The organism is Crocosphaera sp. UHCC 0190, from assembly GCF_034932065.1.
Classification (GTDB): Bacteria; Cyanobacteriota; Cyanobacteriia; order Cyanobacteriales; family Microcystaceae; genus UHCC-0190.
This window is the reverse complement of record NZ_JAYGHP010000002.1, coordinates 1-16,988: the sequence shown is the minus strand read 5'-3', so window position 1 is coordinate 16,988 and position 16,988 is coordinate 1. Positions and strand designations below refer to the sequence as shown.

Sequence of the window (16,988 nt, the reverse complement as noted above, 5' to 3'; positions counted from 1 at the left end):
GAGGTTTTATGAAAACTCTAATCACGTTAAAAATAGAAAAGTTTGAAGAAAAAGGACAAGAATATTTTGTGGCAACCAGCGATCAAATACAAGGATTAGTTGCTGAAGGTAACACGATTGAGGAAGTCGTAGAAATTGCTTCAGATTTAGCTAAAAGTTTAATTGAATTAGACCAATAAAAAAGTTTTACGCTATACTAAATAGTATTCCCAATATTCAGCTAAAAAGTATGAAATTTAACGTAATTCTTGAGCAAGATGAGGATAAAATGTGGATTGTTGAATGTCCGACAATTCCTGGTTGTATTAGTCAAGGTCAAACAAAAGAAGAAGCATTAGAAAATATTAAAGATGCTATTATTGCTTGTTTAGAAGTTCGTGCGGAACTCGGATTTCCTCTTATTATTGAAACTAAACAAGTAGAAGAAATTGATAAAACTTGGATACAAGAAGCAGAAAAAAGAATAGAAGAAATAGAAAAAAATGAAATTCAAACGATCAGTAAAAAACAAGTATTTCAAGAACTTAATTTAAACCGACAATAATGATTATGGAACGAGATAAGGTACTGAATATCCTAAAAATAAATTACCAAATTATAGAAAATTATGGTATTAAATCTTTAGCAATTTTTGGATCAGTTGCTAGAAATGAGGCAACTGTTAATAGTGATGTTGATATTTTAGTAGAGTTTACGGAAAAAGTTACATTTGATCGCTATATGGATTTAAAATTTTATTTAGAAGATTGTTTAGGTACTAAAGTAGATTTAGTAACTCACAATATGCTAAAATCTCCAATTCGTCAAACCGTTGAACAAGAAGCGATTTATGTCTCGTAGTATTCGGTTATATTTAGAGGATATTATTATTAGTGGTAATAAAGTTTTGCGTTATACTCAAGATATGAGTTTTGATGAATTTATTGCTGATGAAAAAACCTATGATGCAGTTATTATGAATCTTTTAATTATTGGAGAAGCAGTAAAAAAAATTCCTACTGAGATTAAAGAAAATTATCCAGAGGTAGAATGGCGTAAAATTGCAGGATTAAGAGATATACTTGCTCATGCTTACTTTAGTTTAGATAATGAGATTTTATGGGATGTAGTCCAAAATAAAGTATCACCTCTACTAGAAGCAATTAAAATCATTTTAGAAACACCCTAAACAAGCAAAATCAAGAGAAACATTAGTCATGATTAATTGATATATCAGTTTTACCGCTTCCTTTCTCAGCAGGTGTAATATGTAAACCTGTTTTAAGTTCTTTATTACAACCCTTCGCTTTAAGAAATACTAAAAGTTGATCTGTTTCTTGTTCCGTATTTGATGTTTTGCTGTCTGGAGTTGATACCATTGTTAAATTATTGATTTCTACACTCTAAGTTTAACATCTAAATTGAAATCGGATTTAACAGTGTTAAATCCCTACGAAATATTATAATTACCGTAGGGGCATAATATTATTATGCCCTTGTTAATTATGTGGGTTCTAAATATTTTCAGAAAGATTAAAGAATCAATAAGAACTTGTATTAACTCTATTTTTTGCTATAATAAATACTATTATACTATTAGTATAAAAAAATGAGTAAAGTTATGTCACAAGAATTAGTCAATAGCATATTACTAGGTGATTGTAGAGAGCTAATGAAAAAAGTTCCTGACAATTATATATCTGCTTGTATTACTGATCCTCCTTATAATTATGAATTTATTGGTCATAAATGGGATAATTCAGAAATTCAAAGACGTATGAAAAGAGTTAATAATAAAAACAGCAAAACATTAGTTAAAAATATACCTTATGGTAGTGGTTTAGCTGGTGGAGTTCGTAATAAGAAATGGTATCAAAGAAACCGTGAGAATATTCTAGATTATGAGCATTGGTGTTTTCAATGGGGAGAACAACTTTTTCGCATTTGTAAACCTGGTGCTACTGTTTTAGTTTTTAATAGTACAAGAACGGTTGCTCATGTGCAAGTTGCTCTTGAAAATGCTGGTTTTTATGCTAGAGATATTATGGTTTATAGACGATCTAGTGGTATACCAAAAGGTATTAATATCAAGAAAAAATTGGAAGAAAAAGGTTATTATAATGCTGAACAGTGGGAAGGTTGGCATAGTTGTTTAAGGAATGAATGGGAAGCTATTTGTATTCTACAAAAGCCATTGCAAAATAATTATACAGAAACAGTTTTAAACTATGGAACGGGTTTATTTTTTACTCAAGATGCTCAGGGTTTTCAATCAAATATTTTGGAAAATATACCAAGAGATAAACACGAAGACTTTAATATACACTGTACTGTTAAGCCATTAGCTTTGATGGAAAAGTTAGTAAAAATATTTGTTTCTTCTATAGATGACTCAATTGTTATTGATCCTTTTGCCGGTTCTGGAACGACTTTACTTGCTGCGAAGAAATTAGGCATTAATTATTTAGGAATTGAAATAGTACCGGAATATATTGATATTATTAATCAACGTCTTAACGAAGTTATCTTTGTACAGGAAAGTCTCCCTTTCTCTCAATCAGAAATTGCTTAAGATCGAAGTTACTTATTTCTTTGATAAAATTAAATGAATCATTTCCTGTATATATTGTCCAGGTTCCTACTTCACAAGCTTTGATAGCAGCAGGTAAGTTATCTTCTCTAAGTATTAATAAAATAGGTTCATAACCTTCTTGACGTAACATTTTACCGTAAGCTTTATATTTTTTATGTAGTCCTGAATCTCCCGAACCAATACGATATTTAGTATCGATAGCATATTTATCAACGACTAAATCACAAGGTTCATCTTTACCTATTTTAAAAGCTGGTTGGAAGTTAGCACAAAATGTTTTACATATTTCTACAATTAATAATTGCCAACACATACCCAGTTCACGACCCCAATATTGTTTATTTTCTTGTTTTAGTTCAGAAGATAAACCAAAAACATCCATTAAAATATCACTGGTATTATTTTCATCTGAATAAGTTTTTTGAATGAAAGAATTTTGGTATTTTTTGAGGATTTCGTCTAATGATGGTTCAGTCATCTGTATTTATTAGGTCGGTTAAGTTAATCAATTTATAGAAATTGGGTTTAACAGTGTTAAACCCCTACGAAACATTATAATTACTGTAGGGGCATAATAATATTATGCCCTGTTCTTTAGCTTTCTGTTCCAAAAATAGCTTTTTCTAAGTTATTTCTTTTGTTCAGAAATCTAAGCATAAAAAGACCTCTGGTTGTTTTGGAAAAATTTCATAGAATTTCATAATATAAGAATACCCAAATTGATCAAATTATCATCATTGGAAAACCAGTATAAATACTTAATAATTAATCTGCTTCAACCAAATAATCAGGATGACAAACGATCGCCTCCTAACCTTCCCTCTCAAAGACTAAAAAACTGATGACTGATCACTGATAACCGATAACTGAATGAGATCAGGGATAATTGATCATGGAAATAGCAGTGGAGTAAATATTCGTGGAGTCCCAATATAACGCAGCAGCGATCGAACAAAAATGGCAACAAGACTGGGTTAAACAGGGGTTAGACAAAACCCCAGAAAACAGCGATAAACCCAAATTTTACGCCTTATCCATGTTTCCCTACCCATCAGGAAACCTACACATGGGCCATGTTCGCAACTATGTTATTACTGATGTTATCGCCCGTCTCAAGCGTCTGCAAGGGTATCGCGTCTTACATCCGATGGGTTGGGATGCGTTTGGACTTCCGGCCGAAAATGCAGCCATAGATCGCAATATTCCCCCCGCAGAATGGACTTATAAAAATATTGCCCAAATGAAGCAACAACTGCAAACTTTGGGACTTTCTATTGACTGGGAAAGGGAAGTTGCAACCTGTTCCCCAGACTATTACAAATGGACACAATGGCTATTTTTACAATTTTATCAGGCAGGGTTAGCTTATCAAAAAGAAGCGGCCGTTAACTGGGACCCCATCGATCAAACCGTCTTAGCGAATGAACAAGTAGACAGTGATGGTTATTCCTGGCGATCGGGTGCTAAAGTAGAACGGAAACTATTGCGTCAGTGGTTCTTCAAAATTACCGACTATGCAGAACAATTATTAAACGACCTCGATAAATTACCAGGATGGCCCGACCGTGTTAAATTAATGCAGGAAAACTGGATCGGTAAATCTGTCGGTGCATATTTGGAATTTCCCATCAAAGGGAGTGAGGAGAAGATCGCCGTCTTTACCACTCGTCCCGATACGGTTTATGGGGTAACTTACGTTGTTTTAGCCCCAGAACATCCTTTAACCCCCAAAGTCACCACTGCTAAACAACAAAAAGCAGTAGACGCATTCATCAAAGAAGTGGCAAACGAAAGCGAAATCGAACGAACCGCAGAGGATAAACCTAAACGGGGGATCTTAACCGGAGGAACTGCCATAAATCCCTTTAATGGTCAAGAAATACCCATTTTAATCGCTGATTATGTCCTTTATGAATATGGTACAGGCGCAGTGATGGGAGTTCCGGCCCATGATACCCGTGATTTTAAGTTTGCAACTGAGAACAAGCTTACTATTAAGGTGGTTATTATTCCTGAAGATGTAGAGACGTTTCATGAAACGTCTCTACGGGAAGCATACACAGAACCAGGAATAATGGTAAATTCCGGTGAATTTGACGGAATGAAGTCTACAGAGGGCAAAAACGCTATTATTGAATATGCAGAAAAGCATGGCTATGGTAAAGCTAGGATACAGTACCGTTTGCGAGATTGGTTGATTTCTCGTCAGCGTTATTGGGGTTGTCCTATTCCGGTGGTGCATTGTCCTAGTTGCGGTAGTATTGCGGTTCCTGATGCCAATTTACCCGTGAAATTGCCTGAAAATGTCGAATTTACGGGACGAGGGGCTTCTCCTTTGGCAAAATTAGAAGATTGGATCAATGTACCTTGTCCGAGTTGTGGGGAACCTGCAAAGCGAGAAACCGATACAATGGACACATTTATTGATTCATCTTGGTACTATTTAAGATATACCGATGCAGTCAATGATCAAGAAGCATTTAAGTTAGAAAAAGCTGATGATTGGATGGGTGTAGATCAATATGTGGGAGGTATTGAACACGCCATTTTGCACCTCTTATATTCCCGCTTTTTTACTAAAGTATTGCGAGACAGAGGTTTAGTTAATATAGATGAACCTTTTAAACGTCTTTTGACTCAGGGAATGGTACAGGGAATGACCTATAAAAACCCCAAAACAGGTAAATATATTCCCTCGGATAAAGTGAACCCTGAAACGCCAAAAGATCCCGAAACTGGTGATAATTTAGATGTGTTTTATGAGAAGATGTCTAAATCTAAATATAATGGTGTTGATCCTGAAAAAGTGATCGCTAAATATGGGGTAGATACGGCCAGAATGTTTATCCTATTTAAAGCACCTCCAGAGAAAGATTTAGAATGGGATGATGCAGATGTAGAAGGTCAATTTCGCTTTTTAAATCGGGTTTGGCGGTTAGTTACTGCTTATGGTGAAACTAAGCCTAAAAAAGTCAAGAAAAACACCGAATTAACTAAGGTTGAAAAAAACTTAAGACGGGCCATACATACTGCCATTAAAGAGATAGCTGAAGACTTAGAAGGGGACTATCAATTTAATACTGCAGTGTCTGAATTAATGAAGTTAAGTAATGCGTTAAATGATGCCAAATGTTTAGATTCTGCGGTGTATCAAGAGGGAATAGAAACCTTATTGATTTTACTTGCACCTTTTGCGCCTCATATTGCTGAGGAATTATGGCATGATTTGGGACATAAAAAGTCAATTCATTTAGCAAGTTGGCCGAAGGTTGATCCTGATGCTTTAGTAGTAGATGAAATTACCCTAGTGATTCAAGTTATGGGTAAGACAAGGGGAACCATTCAAGTATCAGCAAGTGCGACAAAAGACGAGTTAGAAAAGTTAGCCCGTGAGTCTGATATCGGTAAGCGTTATTTAGAGGATACAGAGGTTAAAAAAGTGATTGTTGTACCTGGAAAATTAGTCAATTTTGTTGTTGGTAAATAACCCCGTAGGGTGGGCATTGCCCACCTTACTAATCAATAATATACATCATTAAGGCATCAAAATTATGAAATTTAAAGTAATTGTTCACAGCGCAGAAGAAGGGGGATATTGGGCAGAAGTTCCCGCATTACCAGGGTGTATTACTGAGGGGGATACCTGGGAAGAATTAATGGATAATTTACAAGATGCTATTCAAGGATGGTTAGAAGTTGCTAATAATATTTCTACTCTAGAATCCGAAGATAAAATCATTGAAATAACAGTATGAAATCTATTTCAGGGAAAAAACTTGGTAAAATTGTTGAGAGAAAAGGATGGATTTTGAAAAAGGTTACAGGAAGTCATCATATTTATCAAAAATCAGGAGAAACTCAAATTGTATCTATTCCAGTTCATCGTAATCAAGATTTGAAAATAGGAACGTTAAAAGCATTAATGAAAATAGCAGGATTGACTGAAAATGAGTTACTATGAAATAATTAAAAGTATTCATTTAATATTTTTAGATTATTAGAAGCTAATAAACAAAATAATACAGACAACTAACTTGACATTTTCTGTATAAAGAATTTATATCAGGGTGGGCATTGCCCACCTTACAAACCTGTCCATAATAAAGGGATTGGATCATCAACCATTGGAATTAAACCTAAATTAAAACTATTAACTATACTTGTAGTATTAACAGAACGAATTTTGATCTCTGCTAACTTTTTAAAACTTGAATTATCTGGATCTCGCAAAAAATAAAACTCAGCTTTATCAACAGGAGTAATATCAACAATTACACCATTACAAGGGATAGTCCAATGATTATTGTAAGAACTTTTAATACGAGATATCACTTTATGTTCTCTACTTCCAGGTCTGACATTATGTGTTGTATATTCACCATAGCTTGTTCGAGTTATCTTTAGGTTAGTTCCTTTAGTTTGATATTCTTTCTTAAATTCTTTAATGATTCTTGCACAACCATTTTTACCAGTATTTTCATAATTATATTTTAAATAAATAATAGGTAAGTGATTTTGATGAGCTTTTTTAATACCAATAATAATCACCAAAAGGCGTATTTTTTCTAATAACTTTCTAACCATAACTTCTGAAGGAATGGTCTTAGGAAGTTTTACATCAGTTCCATTCAATAAAGGATGATAATGATTAATGTAATATTTTTCTGCTGTTTTTAAATCTTCTTTATTCCAAGCTTTACAAGCTATTTTAACAGGATAATCTAGATGTATTTCTTCTATTTGAGGTTTTCTATGATGATTATTTTTCCATCTATTTAATATGTTTTCAGATTGTCCTATGTAAATTATTCTATCAGAAGAATCTATAACAAAATATATACCTGAATATTCTGGAAGTTCATCAAGATTATCAAAACTAACTGAAGGAAGCAAGTTTAATTCTTTTTCCAGTGTTTTCATATCACTTAATACATTAGTTAATTATATAATTATACATTATTGAATATTCCGAGGGTCAATAAGTATAATTTCTGAATATCTTAGAAAATGAGCAGTATTAAAGGTTAAAATATAATCAATTTTATGAGTAATCATAGCAGCAACTAATCTAGTATAAGTTTTTTATAATAATTTCAAAAAATCATCAACTTTTAAGCGAGCTTGTTGAATAATATGAGATAACGTAGAACATTTAACAGGCCGATGAGCAGGTACAGTTATTCTTAAAGTTGCATCATCAAACACCTTTTCTAGACGAATAGACTTCCTTTTTGACAAATAATTGTCCATCCATCTCGTTTAAGTGCAGTGATGATTTGAGAATAAGTAAGACTCGGAACTTTACTCATAAAACTAATTCCTGAATAATTGTTCCTTCTGGTAAAGAAAGATCATCTAATTCTAAATAAAGTTCAATTGCTTCTTTAATATTGTTTAAAGCTTCTTCGAGATTATCTCCTTCACTAATACAACCAGGAAGGGATGGAACATAAACAGTATAACCCCCTTCATCGCTAGGTTCTAAAATTACATTGAGTTTCATTTTTGCGCTTGGATAATACTAAGATAGTTTTATTATAATTGATCAATGATTAAGTTTGCGAGAAGCATAAACAAAAACCGCTTGTAAATCTTCCTTTTCAAGATCAGGCATTTCTGCTAATATTTCCCCAGAAGATAACCCAGACGCATATAAATCTAACACATCTGATACTCTAATTCTCATCCCTCGAATATAGGGACGACCCCCACATTAGATAAAACTTGTCATTTAGTTTACATGAACTAATGACAAAATTCGCTTAATCGGTTTTAATCAATATATAAAATAAACAATAAAATTTTTAACAATTCTTAGGGTTAAAATATGAACAGTTTATCTAACTTAGTGACCTTGACAACAGGGGTTTATTTCTGCTTAGGAACTACCCTAAATCAAAAGGCGATCGCTGCCAATTTAGGTTCAATTCTTCAAGATGAAACTATCAAAGAAATTCAAATTCAGTTTGACACTATCTCCATTAATCCTGATACTAATACGGGAACAACTAAAATATTGATAGAATCTCAAGTTAAGCTAATTAACTCAGAGGATAAGGTATTAACAACTTGGTTTACTACGATTGGAGATCAGAGAAACGAACTGATTTTAAATGGCATTGGAGAGAGGGTTGGAGTGATTTTTAATATTGGAGGTCTATCTCTTTATAACAACCTAGCAATTCGTAATGATCTCCAAGGAAATGTCTTTACCGCAGATGAAACTAATCCGCGTTCTTCTAGTAATTTTAATAATATTGTTAATCTCTTAAAAAATAGTAACGATGATCAAGTTGAGTTTAAAGGGACTCTCTTGGCAGGAAGTTTTCCAAGTTTTAGTGAAAGTAAAACTGAATCTAATGCTTTTCTTATTTCAACTTCCCCTATTAAACCAGAAGTAGTCCCTGAACCTTTGACTATTTTAGGATCAGGGACTGCGGTAGCTTTTGGGACATTTTTTAAGCGCAAATCAAACAAAAATAAACCCTCATAAAATAGAGCTTAAAAAGCTTGTGGAGGAATATCAATAACTTCCCCTTTTCGTTCCATAGAAAGACTTAAACAAGTCAAAATCTGAACTAATTTAGTGGCGACAAAACCAGAAGAAAATTCACAAGTATTATTCGTTTTAACAATCCTTAAGAAGTGATTACAAACTTCTTTGAGTGGTTCTGATTTTTCAAGTTTGATCACTTCTTTTATTTGTCCTTGGGGTAAAAATTTATCCCCTTGAGTTTCTAAATAACCCTTTTGTAAAGTTAAGGGTGCATCAGTGGACATCTCATCAAAAATTAACGTCCCTTGACTGCCAACAATACAGAGTTTTCGTTGTTTATCAGGGTTACACCAACAGAGATGAATTTTTGCTTGAAACCCATTAGGATAAAATAGCGTCACCCAAACAACATCTGCTAAATTTTTTTGTAACCAAACCTGTCCTTCTGCTTGTACTTTTTCGGGATATTGACCCAACCAATGGTTAAAAATAGCGATATCATGAATAGCTAAATCCCAAAGTGCATCCACATCTTGACGCACTGGCCCCAAATGGGTACGACTAGCATAACCGTAGCGCAGTTCCCCTAATTTTCCTGCTTTAATGATAGATTGTCCCTGATTAACCGCAGAATGGAATAAATAGGTATGATCTATCATTAACTGTCGCTGTTGCTGTTGTGCAAGACGCGTTAATTCTAAACATTCCACAGGGTCAAGAGTAAGGGGTTTTTCTGCTAAAACATGATATCCTGACTGCAAAGCTTCTTTAATTAGCGGATAATGGGTAGAAGCAGGGGTGACGACCACAATAGCATCTAGGTTAACTTGTTTTTTGATGGTTTGCCAATCTGAGGTTAATAAAATTGACTGTTCATCAAGAGAAAATTTAGTTTTAATGGCCGTTAAATTAGCGGGAAGGGAGTCAGCGATCGCCACAATTTCAGCATCAGGATGTACTAAAAAATTCCGCACTAAATGAGTACCCCAACGTCCTACCCCTAAAATAGCTAAGCGAGTTTTCATGTTATTCATATCTTATAATGTAGAGACGTTTTATGCAACGCCTCTACAAAGTTTAACAGGGTTTTGAACGTCTTTTCAATAATCCCAAATTTGAATTATTCCATCTTCACTCCCACTTGCGAATATTTTATTTTGAGGATGGAATATTACTGAATTAACTGCTTTGTTGTGGTCATATTTTAAGATTTCCCTTTGTTGTTTGACATCCCAGATAATAACTTGACCCTTAGCTGTCCCCAATGCAATCAAATGATTATCAAGACTAAACGCGACTGTATTAACTTGTTTATATTTATCTGAATTAATCAGAATTCCTCCGTTTTCAAAATCCCAAATTCTCAAGCTATCTTCACATCCAGCAGCGAGATATTTATTATCTGAACTGATAGCAATTGAATTAATTTGAGAAAGATTTGCTACAAATGGAGCAACAAATGTTAATTCATCTTGCCATTTACGAATATTCCCCTTACTATCACCACTAATTAAGGTATTATCATCATTATTAAAGACAAGAGTTGTCACTGCACCTTCTAAATTGTCAGCAATAACTTTTCTTTTATAACCATTCATAGACCAACGTAAAATCCTCCCATTTTTAGTTCCAGCAGCTAAAAATTTACTATCAGGACTAAACCCTAATGAGAGAATTATTCTGTCCTTCAAATCTTCTGTGATGTCTTGTGTTAACAAATCTTTCCAATTTTGTTCATCGAGTTTTTTTTCTTCCTTATTGGTTAAATTTTTAAGCAAAACATAATTTTTTGCCTCTAAATAACAACCGATTGCTATCCAATTATTATGATGTTATGATTTTTTTCGGGTTATTGAGTTCATATTTTTGCAAAAAACTGTACTCATGTTGGGGCTTATTTTTAATGATAAATGGGTCAGTATTTTGTAAAGTAAATATTGGCTTATTTACATCAACTTTTTGAATTTTAAAGGGTTGGGAAGGAATCGCGGGACAGGGTTCTATTTGTTGCCAAAATTGACAATAACCTTCTTTTAGTATTTGATTGGATTTATCAAAAATATCAAGATTAAATTGATCATTATTTAAGTTATCTTTGATAACTAACCCTTCAATTAAATAAATCTCTCGTCCAAACGGATCTTTAAGAATTTCTTCTATATCTCCTTGTTTTATGTCAGATTTTGTTGCTTTTACGATCCGAAAAATTACAATAAAATCTCCAAAGTGTGAGCCGATGATTTTCCGTAAAATAGCTGTATTTTGTGGTGTTAAATCTCCATCTGTTGCTCTCGCAAGTAGATTAGATATTTTTGTTTGACTCATAAAATCAGGTGCAACAATGGTTCGATAATCTAAGTAAAGATTACGACTAACTAAAAAAGGCCATGCTGATTGATTCATATTCCTGTACCGCCTAAATTTGATGAGGGAAAATCTTTATCTAGTTTGCTTGCAATTGTACTAAATTGTTTGACAACATAACCTAAAGCTGTTGTTTCACTATTAATTTTATTCAAAGCTTGTTCTTGTTTACGTCGTAATTTCTCACTTTCTTCTTTTGCTTTTCTTTCGATTTTTTCAATTTCTTGTTTAGTCATTACTGCTTGCTTTTCTAATCTAACTATTTGCTTATCAATGACTTTGATTAGCTGTTCAAAAGTTTCATTATCAAACTGATATTTGTTGGGCAGCATCTTTTTAAGATTAGGAGAAATCAAACTCAAAAAAATTCCTGAGATGAAATTATTGACCTGACCCAAAATACAGAAATCTGGTAAGACTTCTGTATTCTTTTTTGCTAATTCCTCTTGTTCTTTGATGGCTTTTTTAAGTTCTACTTGTAGTCCATCTATCAACACACAAGCTAAGGGAATTTCTGTTTGAAAAGGTTTAGGCATTACCTCCGATTTTTTCCTCATTGATCCTTCTTGAAAAGTTGCAAAATCAAACCCCACTGAACTCACAGGAATTAGTCTAATAGGACAATCAGCTACATTTCGATATTTAACAACATTTTTAAACTCTTCAATTTTATTTAAACGATGTCTAATATCAGATAAATCAAAACTCCCATGATTGTCAATCAAATCCCATTTACTAATAATAAAATGAACAGGTATTTTAGGACATTCTTGAATTAAGTGCATCAGGTTTGCTAATTCTGTATGCAACCAGATGTCAAGGAATTTATCATGCTTTCCTTGTAAAAACTGAAGGACTTTTTGACCATCTAAAATAGCTAAAACTGCATCAGCACTTTTAACTTCTTGATTAAAATTAATATTGTAATCAGAAAATTCGTCCTCTGCTATTTCTGATAATAACCCCCCAGGATAGTCCTTATAAACAAATTTACAAGCAGGATGAATCGATAAATCAGGGGTTTTTACAGAACAAGTAAATGTCCCTTCTTTTACCGTTCCTTTCGTTGGTTTTGGCCAAGCATCTCCGGTGACAATTTCTGTATAATATTGATTGAGTAATTTACGTTCGTAATGATTTTCAACATCTAAGAAAAATCCATGTTCTCCTTGGGTTGAAAGTTGTTTAAATAGACTCGCAAGAAAGACCGTTTTACCACCACCAGACGCTCCCAATGTCAAGACTTTGTATTGCTTCATATTTCTGATTATCTATCTCTATAAACAGGATACCCAAACTCTCAAAAAAATTACTCATCTCTCTAAATTTTTAGTAGTTGGCATCAAATCATATTAAAATGTTTAAATATCATCAACACAATAAACACCCAAGCTAAAATAGAGCGGTTCTTTATATTGCCAGTCAGCTAAAACCAACCCCCAAACACGCTCAAAAAAGTTATAATTGCCTTTTGCTGACATCAATGGTAAGATCATAAACTGTCCGAAATCCTAACACCTATGAAAGTAACCCAGGAAAAACTCCCCGATAGTCAAATTGGCTTAGAAATCGAAATTCCAGCAGAAATCGGCAAAAAAGCCTATGAAAAAATGGTCAATAACTTGGCCCGTACCGCCAATATTCCTGGGTTTCGCAAAGGAAAAGTCCCCCGCCCCATTTTACTGCAACGCTTAGGAACCCGTTACGTTAAAGCTGCTACCCTAGAAGAACTGTTACAAAGTAGCGTAAAAGAAGCCATTGAGCAAGAATCTATCAAATTCATCGGCAATTATATTTTACGCTCGAATTTTGAAGAATTAGTCGGAAAATTCAGCCCAGGAGAACCCCTCACCTTTTCTGCTACGGTGGATGTTCCCCCCTCCATTGAACTTGGAGACTATAAAAGTCTTACTGTCAAAGCAGAAGAAACCGTCTATGATCCGCAACAGCTAGAAGACTGGTTAAAAGAACAGCAAGAAAAACAAGCAACCCTTATTCCTGTGGAAGATCGTCCTGCTCAGATGGGGGATGTGGCTATCATTGATTATCAAGGCAGCACGGTTCCCGCAGAGGGAGAAGAAGGTGAACCCATTACAGGGGTTGAAGGGAAAGATTTTCAAGTCGATCTCGAAGAAGGACGCTTCATTGCCGGAATGGTAGAAGGAATGGTGGGAATGAAACCCGAAGAAACCAAAGAGATCACCCTAACCTTCCCAGAAGACTATCCAAGGGAAGATTTAGCCGGAAAACCCGTTATTTTCACCATTACCGTCAAAGAACTCAAAGCGAAAGAACTCCCCGAACTGGATGATGACTTAGCCGAAGAAATCAGTGAATATGAAACTATGGCTGAGCTACGGGAAGCCAAAGAAAAAGAATTTACCGAAACTGCAGAAGAATCGACCAAAAGAAGCATTCACGATGGTCTGATCACAGAATTCAGCAACATTTGTACTGCTGATCTTCCTGATACCCTGGTTCAAGAAGAAGTCACCAGAGTCCTTACACAAACGGCCATGCAAATGGAACAAATGGGCCTCGATCTTCGCCAACTATTTACCCAGGAAAACCTGCCCAAATTACGGGAAAATGCTCGTCCTGAAGCAGTACAAAGGTTGAAACAAACCTTAATTCTCCAAGAACTGGCTAAAGTTGAATCCATAATCGTAGATGATGCTGCTCTTGAAGAAAGAATTAACAAAGTACAAGAGCAATTATCAGGACAGGACGTTGATCCCGACAAGTTAAAGGAATTTGTGGCAGAAGAATTGCTTACCGAGAAAACCCTAGATTGGTTACAAGAACAAGCCACCGTAGAATTAGTTCCTCAAGGTACCTTAAAAGCAGAAACAGAAGACTCAGAAGAGGGTGAAACAGAAACTACCATCGAAGCTGAGGTATCTGAAAACACAGACGACTAAAACTTCATTATTTAAGTCGAATTTAGCCCAGACGGCTGACCCATGAGCCGTCTATTTGTGCTAGGATGAACGAGATCCAGAATAGATTTATCATTTAAGTCACCCTGGGACATCTTCCTATCTAAAAAAAATTAGGCACGCCAGTTTAAAGACGTTTAAGCAAAAACGCCTAGCCAATTATCTAAATATTTGATTCCTATTACTGTTGAAGGCTATGATTCAATCGAGATCCCTAGATTATTCAATGTCCAGCCAACGCCCATCAGACATTAACGCCACGACCCAAAATGTGGTACCGATGGTCGTCGAGCAATCTGGAGTCGGAGAAAGAGCCTTTGATATTTATTCAAGACTACTAAGAGAGCGAATTGTGTTCCTGGGAACCCCCGTTGATGATCAAGTGGCGGACTCAATTGTTGCTCAACTCCTATTTTTAGACGCTGAAGACCCCGAAAAAGATATTCAACTCTACATTAACTCTCCAGGGGGTTCCGTCTACGCTGGATTAGCGATTTACGATACGATGCAGCAAATTCGCCCTGATGTCGTCACCATCTGCTTTGGACTGGCGGCCAGTATGGGAGCCTTTTTATTATCTGGGGGAACTCAAGGAAAGCGCATGGCTTTACCCAGTTCTCGCATCATGATTCACCAACCCCTAGGAGGCGCACAGGGGCAGGCCGTAGAAATCGCCATTCAAGCTAAAGAGATTCTCTATATCAAGCGGCGACTGAATGAAATGTTGTCCCAACATACCAAGCAACCCTACGATACCATCGCCGCTGATACCGAGCGAGACTTTTTCATGTCAGCACAAGAGGCCAAAGACTACGGTCTAATCGACAAAGTGATTTCTCGGCAAGATTTGTCTGATCCCACCGTCCCCGTAACCTCACTTAACTAACCCAATAGCTTATGTCTAAATACGACTCCCACCTAAAATGTTCATTTTGCGGCAAATCCCAGGAGCAGGTACGAAAGCTTATCGCCGGCCCGGGAGTCTACATCTGCGATGAATGTGTTGAGCTTTGTAACGAGATTTTAGATGAGGAACTGATGGAGGCCCCTAGTCCCATGTCAGCGGCTCCATCTCATGGGGAGGAAGGCCGGCCAAAACGTCGTCCCAGCAAAGAACGTCTTTCCTTTAATCAAATTCCCAAGCCCAGAGAAATCAAAGATTATTTAGACGAGTATGTCATCGGGCAAGATGAGGCGAAAAAAGTCCTCTCCGTAGCGGTTTATAATCACTATAAGCGTCTTAGTGTGATTCAAGGGAAAAAAAGCAGCAACCCAGATGATGCCGTAGAACTGCAAAAATCTAACATTCTGTTAATGGGGCCCACAGGATCGGGAAAAACCCTCCTCGCTCAAACCTTAGCCCAAATTTTAGAAGTTCCCTTTGCTGTGGCTGATGCCACTACCTTAACAGAAGCGGGGTATGTGGGGGAAGATGTGGAAAACATCCTCCTGAGACTGCTACAAGTGGCAGATTTAGATGTGGAAGAAGCGCAACGGGGTATTATCTACATCGATGAAATTGATAAGATTGCTCGCAAGAGTGAAAACCCTTCTATTACCCGTGATGTCTCTGGGGAAGGGGTACAACAAGCGTTATTAAAGATGCTGGAAGGCACGATCGCCAATGTTCCCCCCCAGGGTGGCCGCAAACATCCCTATCAAGATTGTATTCAAATTGATACCAGTAATATTCTCTTTATTTGTGGTGGTGCCTTTGTTGGGTTAGAAAAGGTGATTGAACAACGAATCGGTAAAAAATCCATGGGGTTTATTCGTCCAGGGGAAGGACAGTCTAAAGAAAAACGAGCCGCAGATTTGTTGCAACGGGTCGAACCGGATGATCTGGTGAAATTTGGTATGATTCCTGAGTTTGTGGGTAGAATTCCCGTTATGGCCGCCCTCAATCCCCTTGATGAAGAAACCTTGATGGCAATTTTGACCAAACCCCGCAACGCTTTGGTGAAGCAATATCAGAAGTTGCTGAATATGGATAATGTGCAGTTGGAGTTTAATAAAGAAGCGGTACGGGCGATCGCTCAAGAAGCTTACCGACGCAAAACAGGAGCGAGAGCATTACGGGGGATTGTTGAAGAATTGATGTTAGATGTGATGTATGAGTTACCCTCCCGTAAAGATGTGCAGAAGTGCATGATTACAAAGGAAATGGTTGAACAGCGATCAACTTCTGAATTGTTGGTACATCCTTCTTCTATTCCCACACCTGAGTCTGCTTAATTGTTACTTAATGTCAGTAAAAAACCCAACATTAATCGGTTGATTATGTTGGGTTTTTTGTCATTCTCCTTCCCAATATTGTAATAATTATACCTCCCTATTGATTAAACATTATTGGATTGTTTATTGGTCTAATTTTAACCATCGGGCTGTTGGGACTAAGGTAAAACCTTGAATGGATACTGAAAATAAAACAATAAAGAAAACCACATTAAAAATCGTTTGAGCATGGGCTAGATTTTCACTAATCGGAGCTAAGTAGACACACAAAATTAATTACACAGATCAAACAAAATAATATAAACTATAAACTGTAGTTTAAAATCAGAAAGTTTATGCGATTTATTAGAGAATTAAATACAGAAACAAGAAAACTTCTAGA

21 protein-coding genes and 1 pseudogene are annotated in these 16,988 nt (G+C 35.7%); 12 read left to right on the top strand and 10 right to left on the bottom strand.

Going from position 1 to position 16,988, the window contains the following annotated elements:
• Positions 1-8 precede the first annotated feature (8 nt).
• The 4 genes from VB715_RS03205 to VB715_RS03185 are packed head-to-tail and all read left to right on the top strand — an operon-like array spanning position 9 to position 1,168.
• Positions 9-179, top strand: coding sequence for a DUF1902 domain-containing protein (locus VB715_RS03205; protein WP_323299760.1), 171 nt, complete (start codon positions 9-11; stop codon positions 177-179).
• Positions 180-229: 50 nt separating this feature from the next.
• Positions 230-544 carry a type II toxin-antitoxin system HicB family antitoxin gene (locus VB715_RS21935; RefSeq protein WP_416336904.1) on the top strand — a complete coding sequence of 105 codons (315 nt, stop codon included), beginning with the start codon at positions 230-232 and terminating at the stop codon, positions 542-544.
• Positions 544-840 (top strand): nucleotidyltransferase family protein, encoded by a 297-nt coding sequence (locus VB715_RS03190; protein WP_323299759.1) that lies wholly within the window; start codon positions 544-546, stop codon positions 838-840. Before VB715_RS21935 ends, VB715_RS03190 begins: the two co-directional genes overlap by 1 nt.
• The gene (locus VB715_RS03185; RefSeq protein WP_323299758.1) at positions 830-1,168 is read left to right on the top strand and encodes a DUF86 domain-containing protein; all 339 of its coding nucleotides are present in this window, start codon (positions 830-832) and stop codon (positions 1,166-1,168) included. Before VB715_RS03190 ends, VB715_RS03185 begins: the two co-directional genes overlap by 11 nt.
• Before the next feature lie 22 nt (positions 1,169-1,190).
• Here VB715_RS03185 and VB715_RS03180 read toward each other — a convergent pair whose 3' ends face one another.
• Entirely contained in the window at positions 1,191-1,358 is a 168-nt protein-coding gene (locus tag VB715_RS03180; protein ID WP_323299757.1) for a hypothetical protein, read from the bottom strand.
• A gap of 242 nt (positions 1,359-1,600) precedes the next feature.
• On the opposite strand from VB715_RS03180, the gene VB715_RS03175 reads away from it, so the two are divergent.
• Entirely contained in the window at positions 1,601-2,551 is a 951-nt protein-coding gene (locus VB715_RS03175) for a site-specific DNA-methyltransferase (RefSeq protein ID WP_323299756.1), read from the top strand.
• On the opposite strand, the gene VB715_RS03170 is transcribed toward VB715_RS03175, so the two are convergent.
• Positions 2,502-3,050 (bottom strand): restriction endonuclease, encoded by a 549-nt coding sequence (locus tag VB715_RS03170; protein ID WP_323299755.1) that lies wholly within the window; start codon positions 3,048-3,050, stop codon positions 2,502-2,504. The two genes, VB715_RS03175 and VB715_RS03170, sit on opposite strands and share 50 nt — an antisense overlap.
• A 441-nt stretch (positions 3,051-3,491) precedes the next feature.
• Here VB715_RS03170 and leuS point away from each other — a divergent pair, with 441 nt between their 5' ends.
• The 3 genes from leuS (at position 3,492) to VB715_RS03155 (ending at position 6,533) form a co-directional block, all read left to right on the top strand.
• A complete protein-coding gene (gene leuS, locus VB715_RS03165; protein ID WP_323299754.1) occupies positions 3,492-6,059 on the top strand; it encodes a leucine--tRNA ligase in 2,568 nt (855 codons plus the stop codon).
• A gap of 64 nt (positions 6,060-6,123) precedes the next feature.
• On the top strand, positions 6,124-6,327 hold the full coding sequence (locus tag VB715_RS03160) for a type II toxin-antitoxin system HicB family antitoxin (RefSeq protein ID WP_323299753.1): 204 nt from the start codon (positions 6,124-6,126) through the stop codon (positions 6,325-6,327).
• Positions 6,324-6,533, top strand: a complete 210-nt coding sequence (locus VB715_RS03155; RefSeq protein ID WP_323299752.1) for a type II toxin-antitoxin system HicA family toxin — start codon at positions 6,324-6,326, stop codon at positions 6,531-6,533. The genes VB715_RS03160 and VB715_RS03155 overlap by 4 nt, the downstream gene beginning before the upstream one ends.
• A gap of 122 nt (positions 6,534-6,655) precedes the next feature.
• Here VB715_RS03155 and VB715_RS03150 read toward each other — a convergent pair whose 3' ends face one another.
• The 4 genes and pseudogenes from VB715_RS03150 to VB715_RS03140 form a co-directional block, all read right to left on the bottom strand.
• Positions 6,656-7,492, bottom strand: a complete 837-nt coding sequence (locus VB715_RS03150; RefSeq protein ID WP_323299751.1) for a GIY-YIG nuclease family protein — start codon at positions 7,490-7,492, stop codon at positions 6,656-6,658.
• A 290-nt stretch (positions 7,493-7,782) separates the two neighbouring features.
• A complete protein-coding gene (locus VB715_RS21930) occupies positions 7,783-7,881 on the bottom strand; it encodes a type II toxin-antitoxin system HicA family toxin (RefSeq protein WP_416336903.1) in 99 nt (32 codons plus the stop codon).
• On the bottom strand, positions 7,878-8,075 hold the full coding sequence (locus tag VB715_RS03145; protein WP_323299750.1) for a type II toxin-antitoxin system HicB family antitoxin: 198 nt from the start codon (positions 8,073-8,075) through the stop codon (positions 7,878-7,880). Before VB715_RS03145 ends, VB715_RS21930 begins: the two co-directional genes overlap by 4 nt.
• 42 nt (positions 8,076-8,117) lie before the next feature.
• Positions 8,118-8,285, bottom strand: a pseudogene (locus tag VB715_RS03140) (DUF433 domain-containing protein); the annotation flags it as partial.
• A 114-nt stretch (positions 8,286-8,399) separates the two neighbouring features.
• Between VB715_RS03140 and VB715_RS03135 the strand changes: the two are divergent.
• A complete protein-coding gene (locus tag VB715_RS03135; protein WP_323299749.1) occupies positions 8,400-9,065 on the top strand; it encodes a PEP-CTERM sorting domain-containing protein in 666 nt (221 codons plus the stop codon).
• Positions 9,066-9,073: 8 nt separating this feature from the next.
• Here VB715_RS03135 and VB715_RS03130 read toward each other — a convergent pair whose 3' ends face one another.
• From VB715_RS03130 to VB715_RS03115, 4 genes are all read right to left on the bottom strand, one after another.
• On the bottom strand, positions 9,074-10,093 hold the full coding sequence (locus VB715_RS03130; protein WP_323299748.1) for a Gfo/Idh/MocA family oxidoreductase: 1,020 nt from the start codon (positions 10,091-10,093) through the stop codon (positions 9,074-9,076).
• Positions 10,094-10,168: 75 nt separating this feature from the next.
• On the bottom strand, positions 10,169-10,846 hold the full coding sequence (locus VB715_RS03125) for a hypothetical protein (RefSeq protein ID WP_323299747.1): 678 nt from the start codon (positions 10,844-10,846) through the stop codon (positions 10,169-10,171).
• A 46-nt stretch (positions 10,847-10,892) separates the two neighbouring features.
• Complete coding sequence (locus tag VB715_RS03120) at positions 10,893-11,471, bottom strand: hypothetical protein (protein ID WP_323299746.1); 579 nt, start codon at positions 11,469-11,471, stop codon at positions 10,893-10,895.
• Positions 11,468-12,691: a hypothetical protein gene (locus tag VB715_RS03115; RefSeq protein ID WP_323299745.1), complete on the bottom strand. Its 1,224-nt coding sequence runs from the start codon at positions 12,689-12,691 to the stop codon at positions 11,468-11,470. Before VB715_RS03115 ends, VB715_RS03120 begins: the two co-directional genes overlap by 4 nt.
• Positions 12,692-12,952: 261 nt before the next feature.
• Here VB715_RS03115 and tig point away from each other — a divergent pair, with 261 nt between their 5' ends.
• The 3 genes from tig to clpX all read left to right on the top strand — a co-directional run bounded on the left by tig (position 12,953) and on the right by clpX (position 16,606).
• Positions 12,953-14,353 (top strand): trigger factor, encoded by a 1,401-nt coding sequence (gene tig / locus VB715_RS03110; RefSeq protein WP_323299744.1) that lies wholly within the window; start codon positions 12,953-12,955, stop codon positions 14,351-14,353.
• A 214-nt stretch (positions 14,354-14,567) separates the two neighbouring features.
• Complete coding sequence (clpP, locus tag VB715_RS03105) at positions 14,568-15,257, top strand: ATP-dependent Clp endopeptidase proteolytic subunit ClpP (RefSeq protein ID WP_323299743.1); 690 nt, start codon at positions 14,568-14,570, stop codon at positions 15,255-15,257.
• 11 nt (positions 15,258-15,268) lie between these two features.
• A complete protein-coding gene (gene clpX / locus VB715_RS03100) occupies positions 15,269-16,606 on the top strand; it encodes an ATP-dependent protease ATP-binding subunit ClpX (RefSeq protein ID WP_323299742.1) in 1,338 nt (445 codons plus the stop codon).
• Positions 16,607-16,988: the final 382 nt, after the last annotated feature.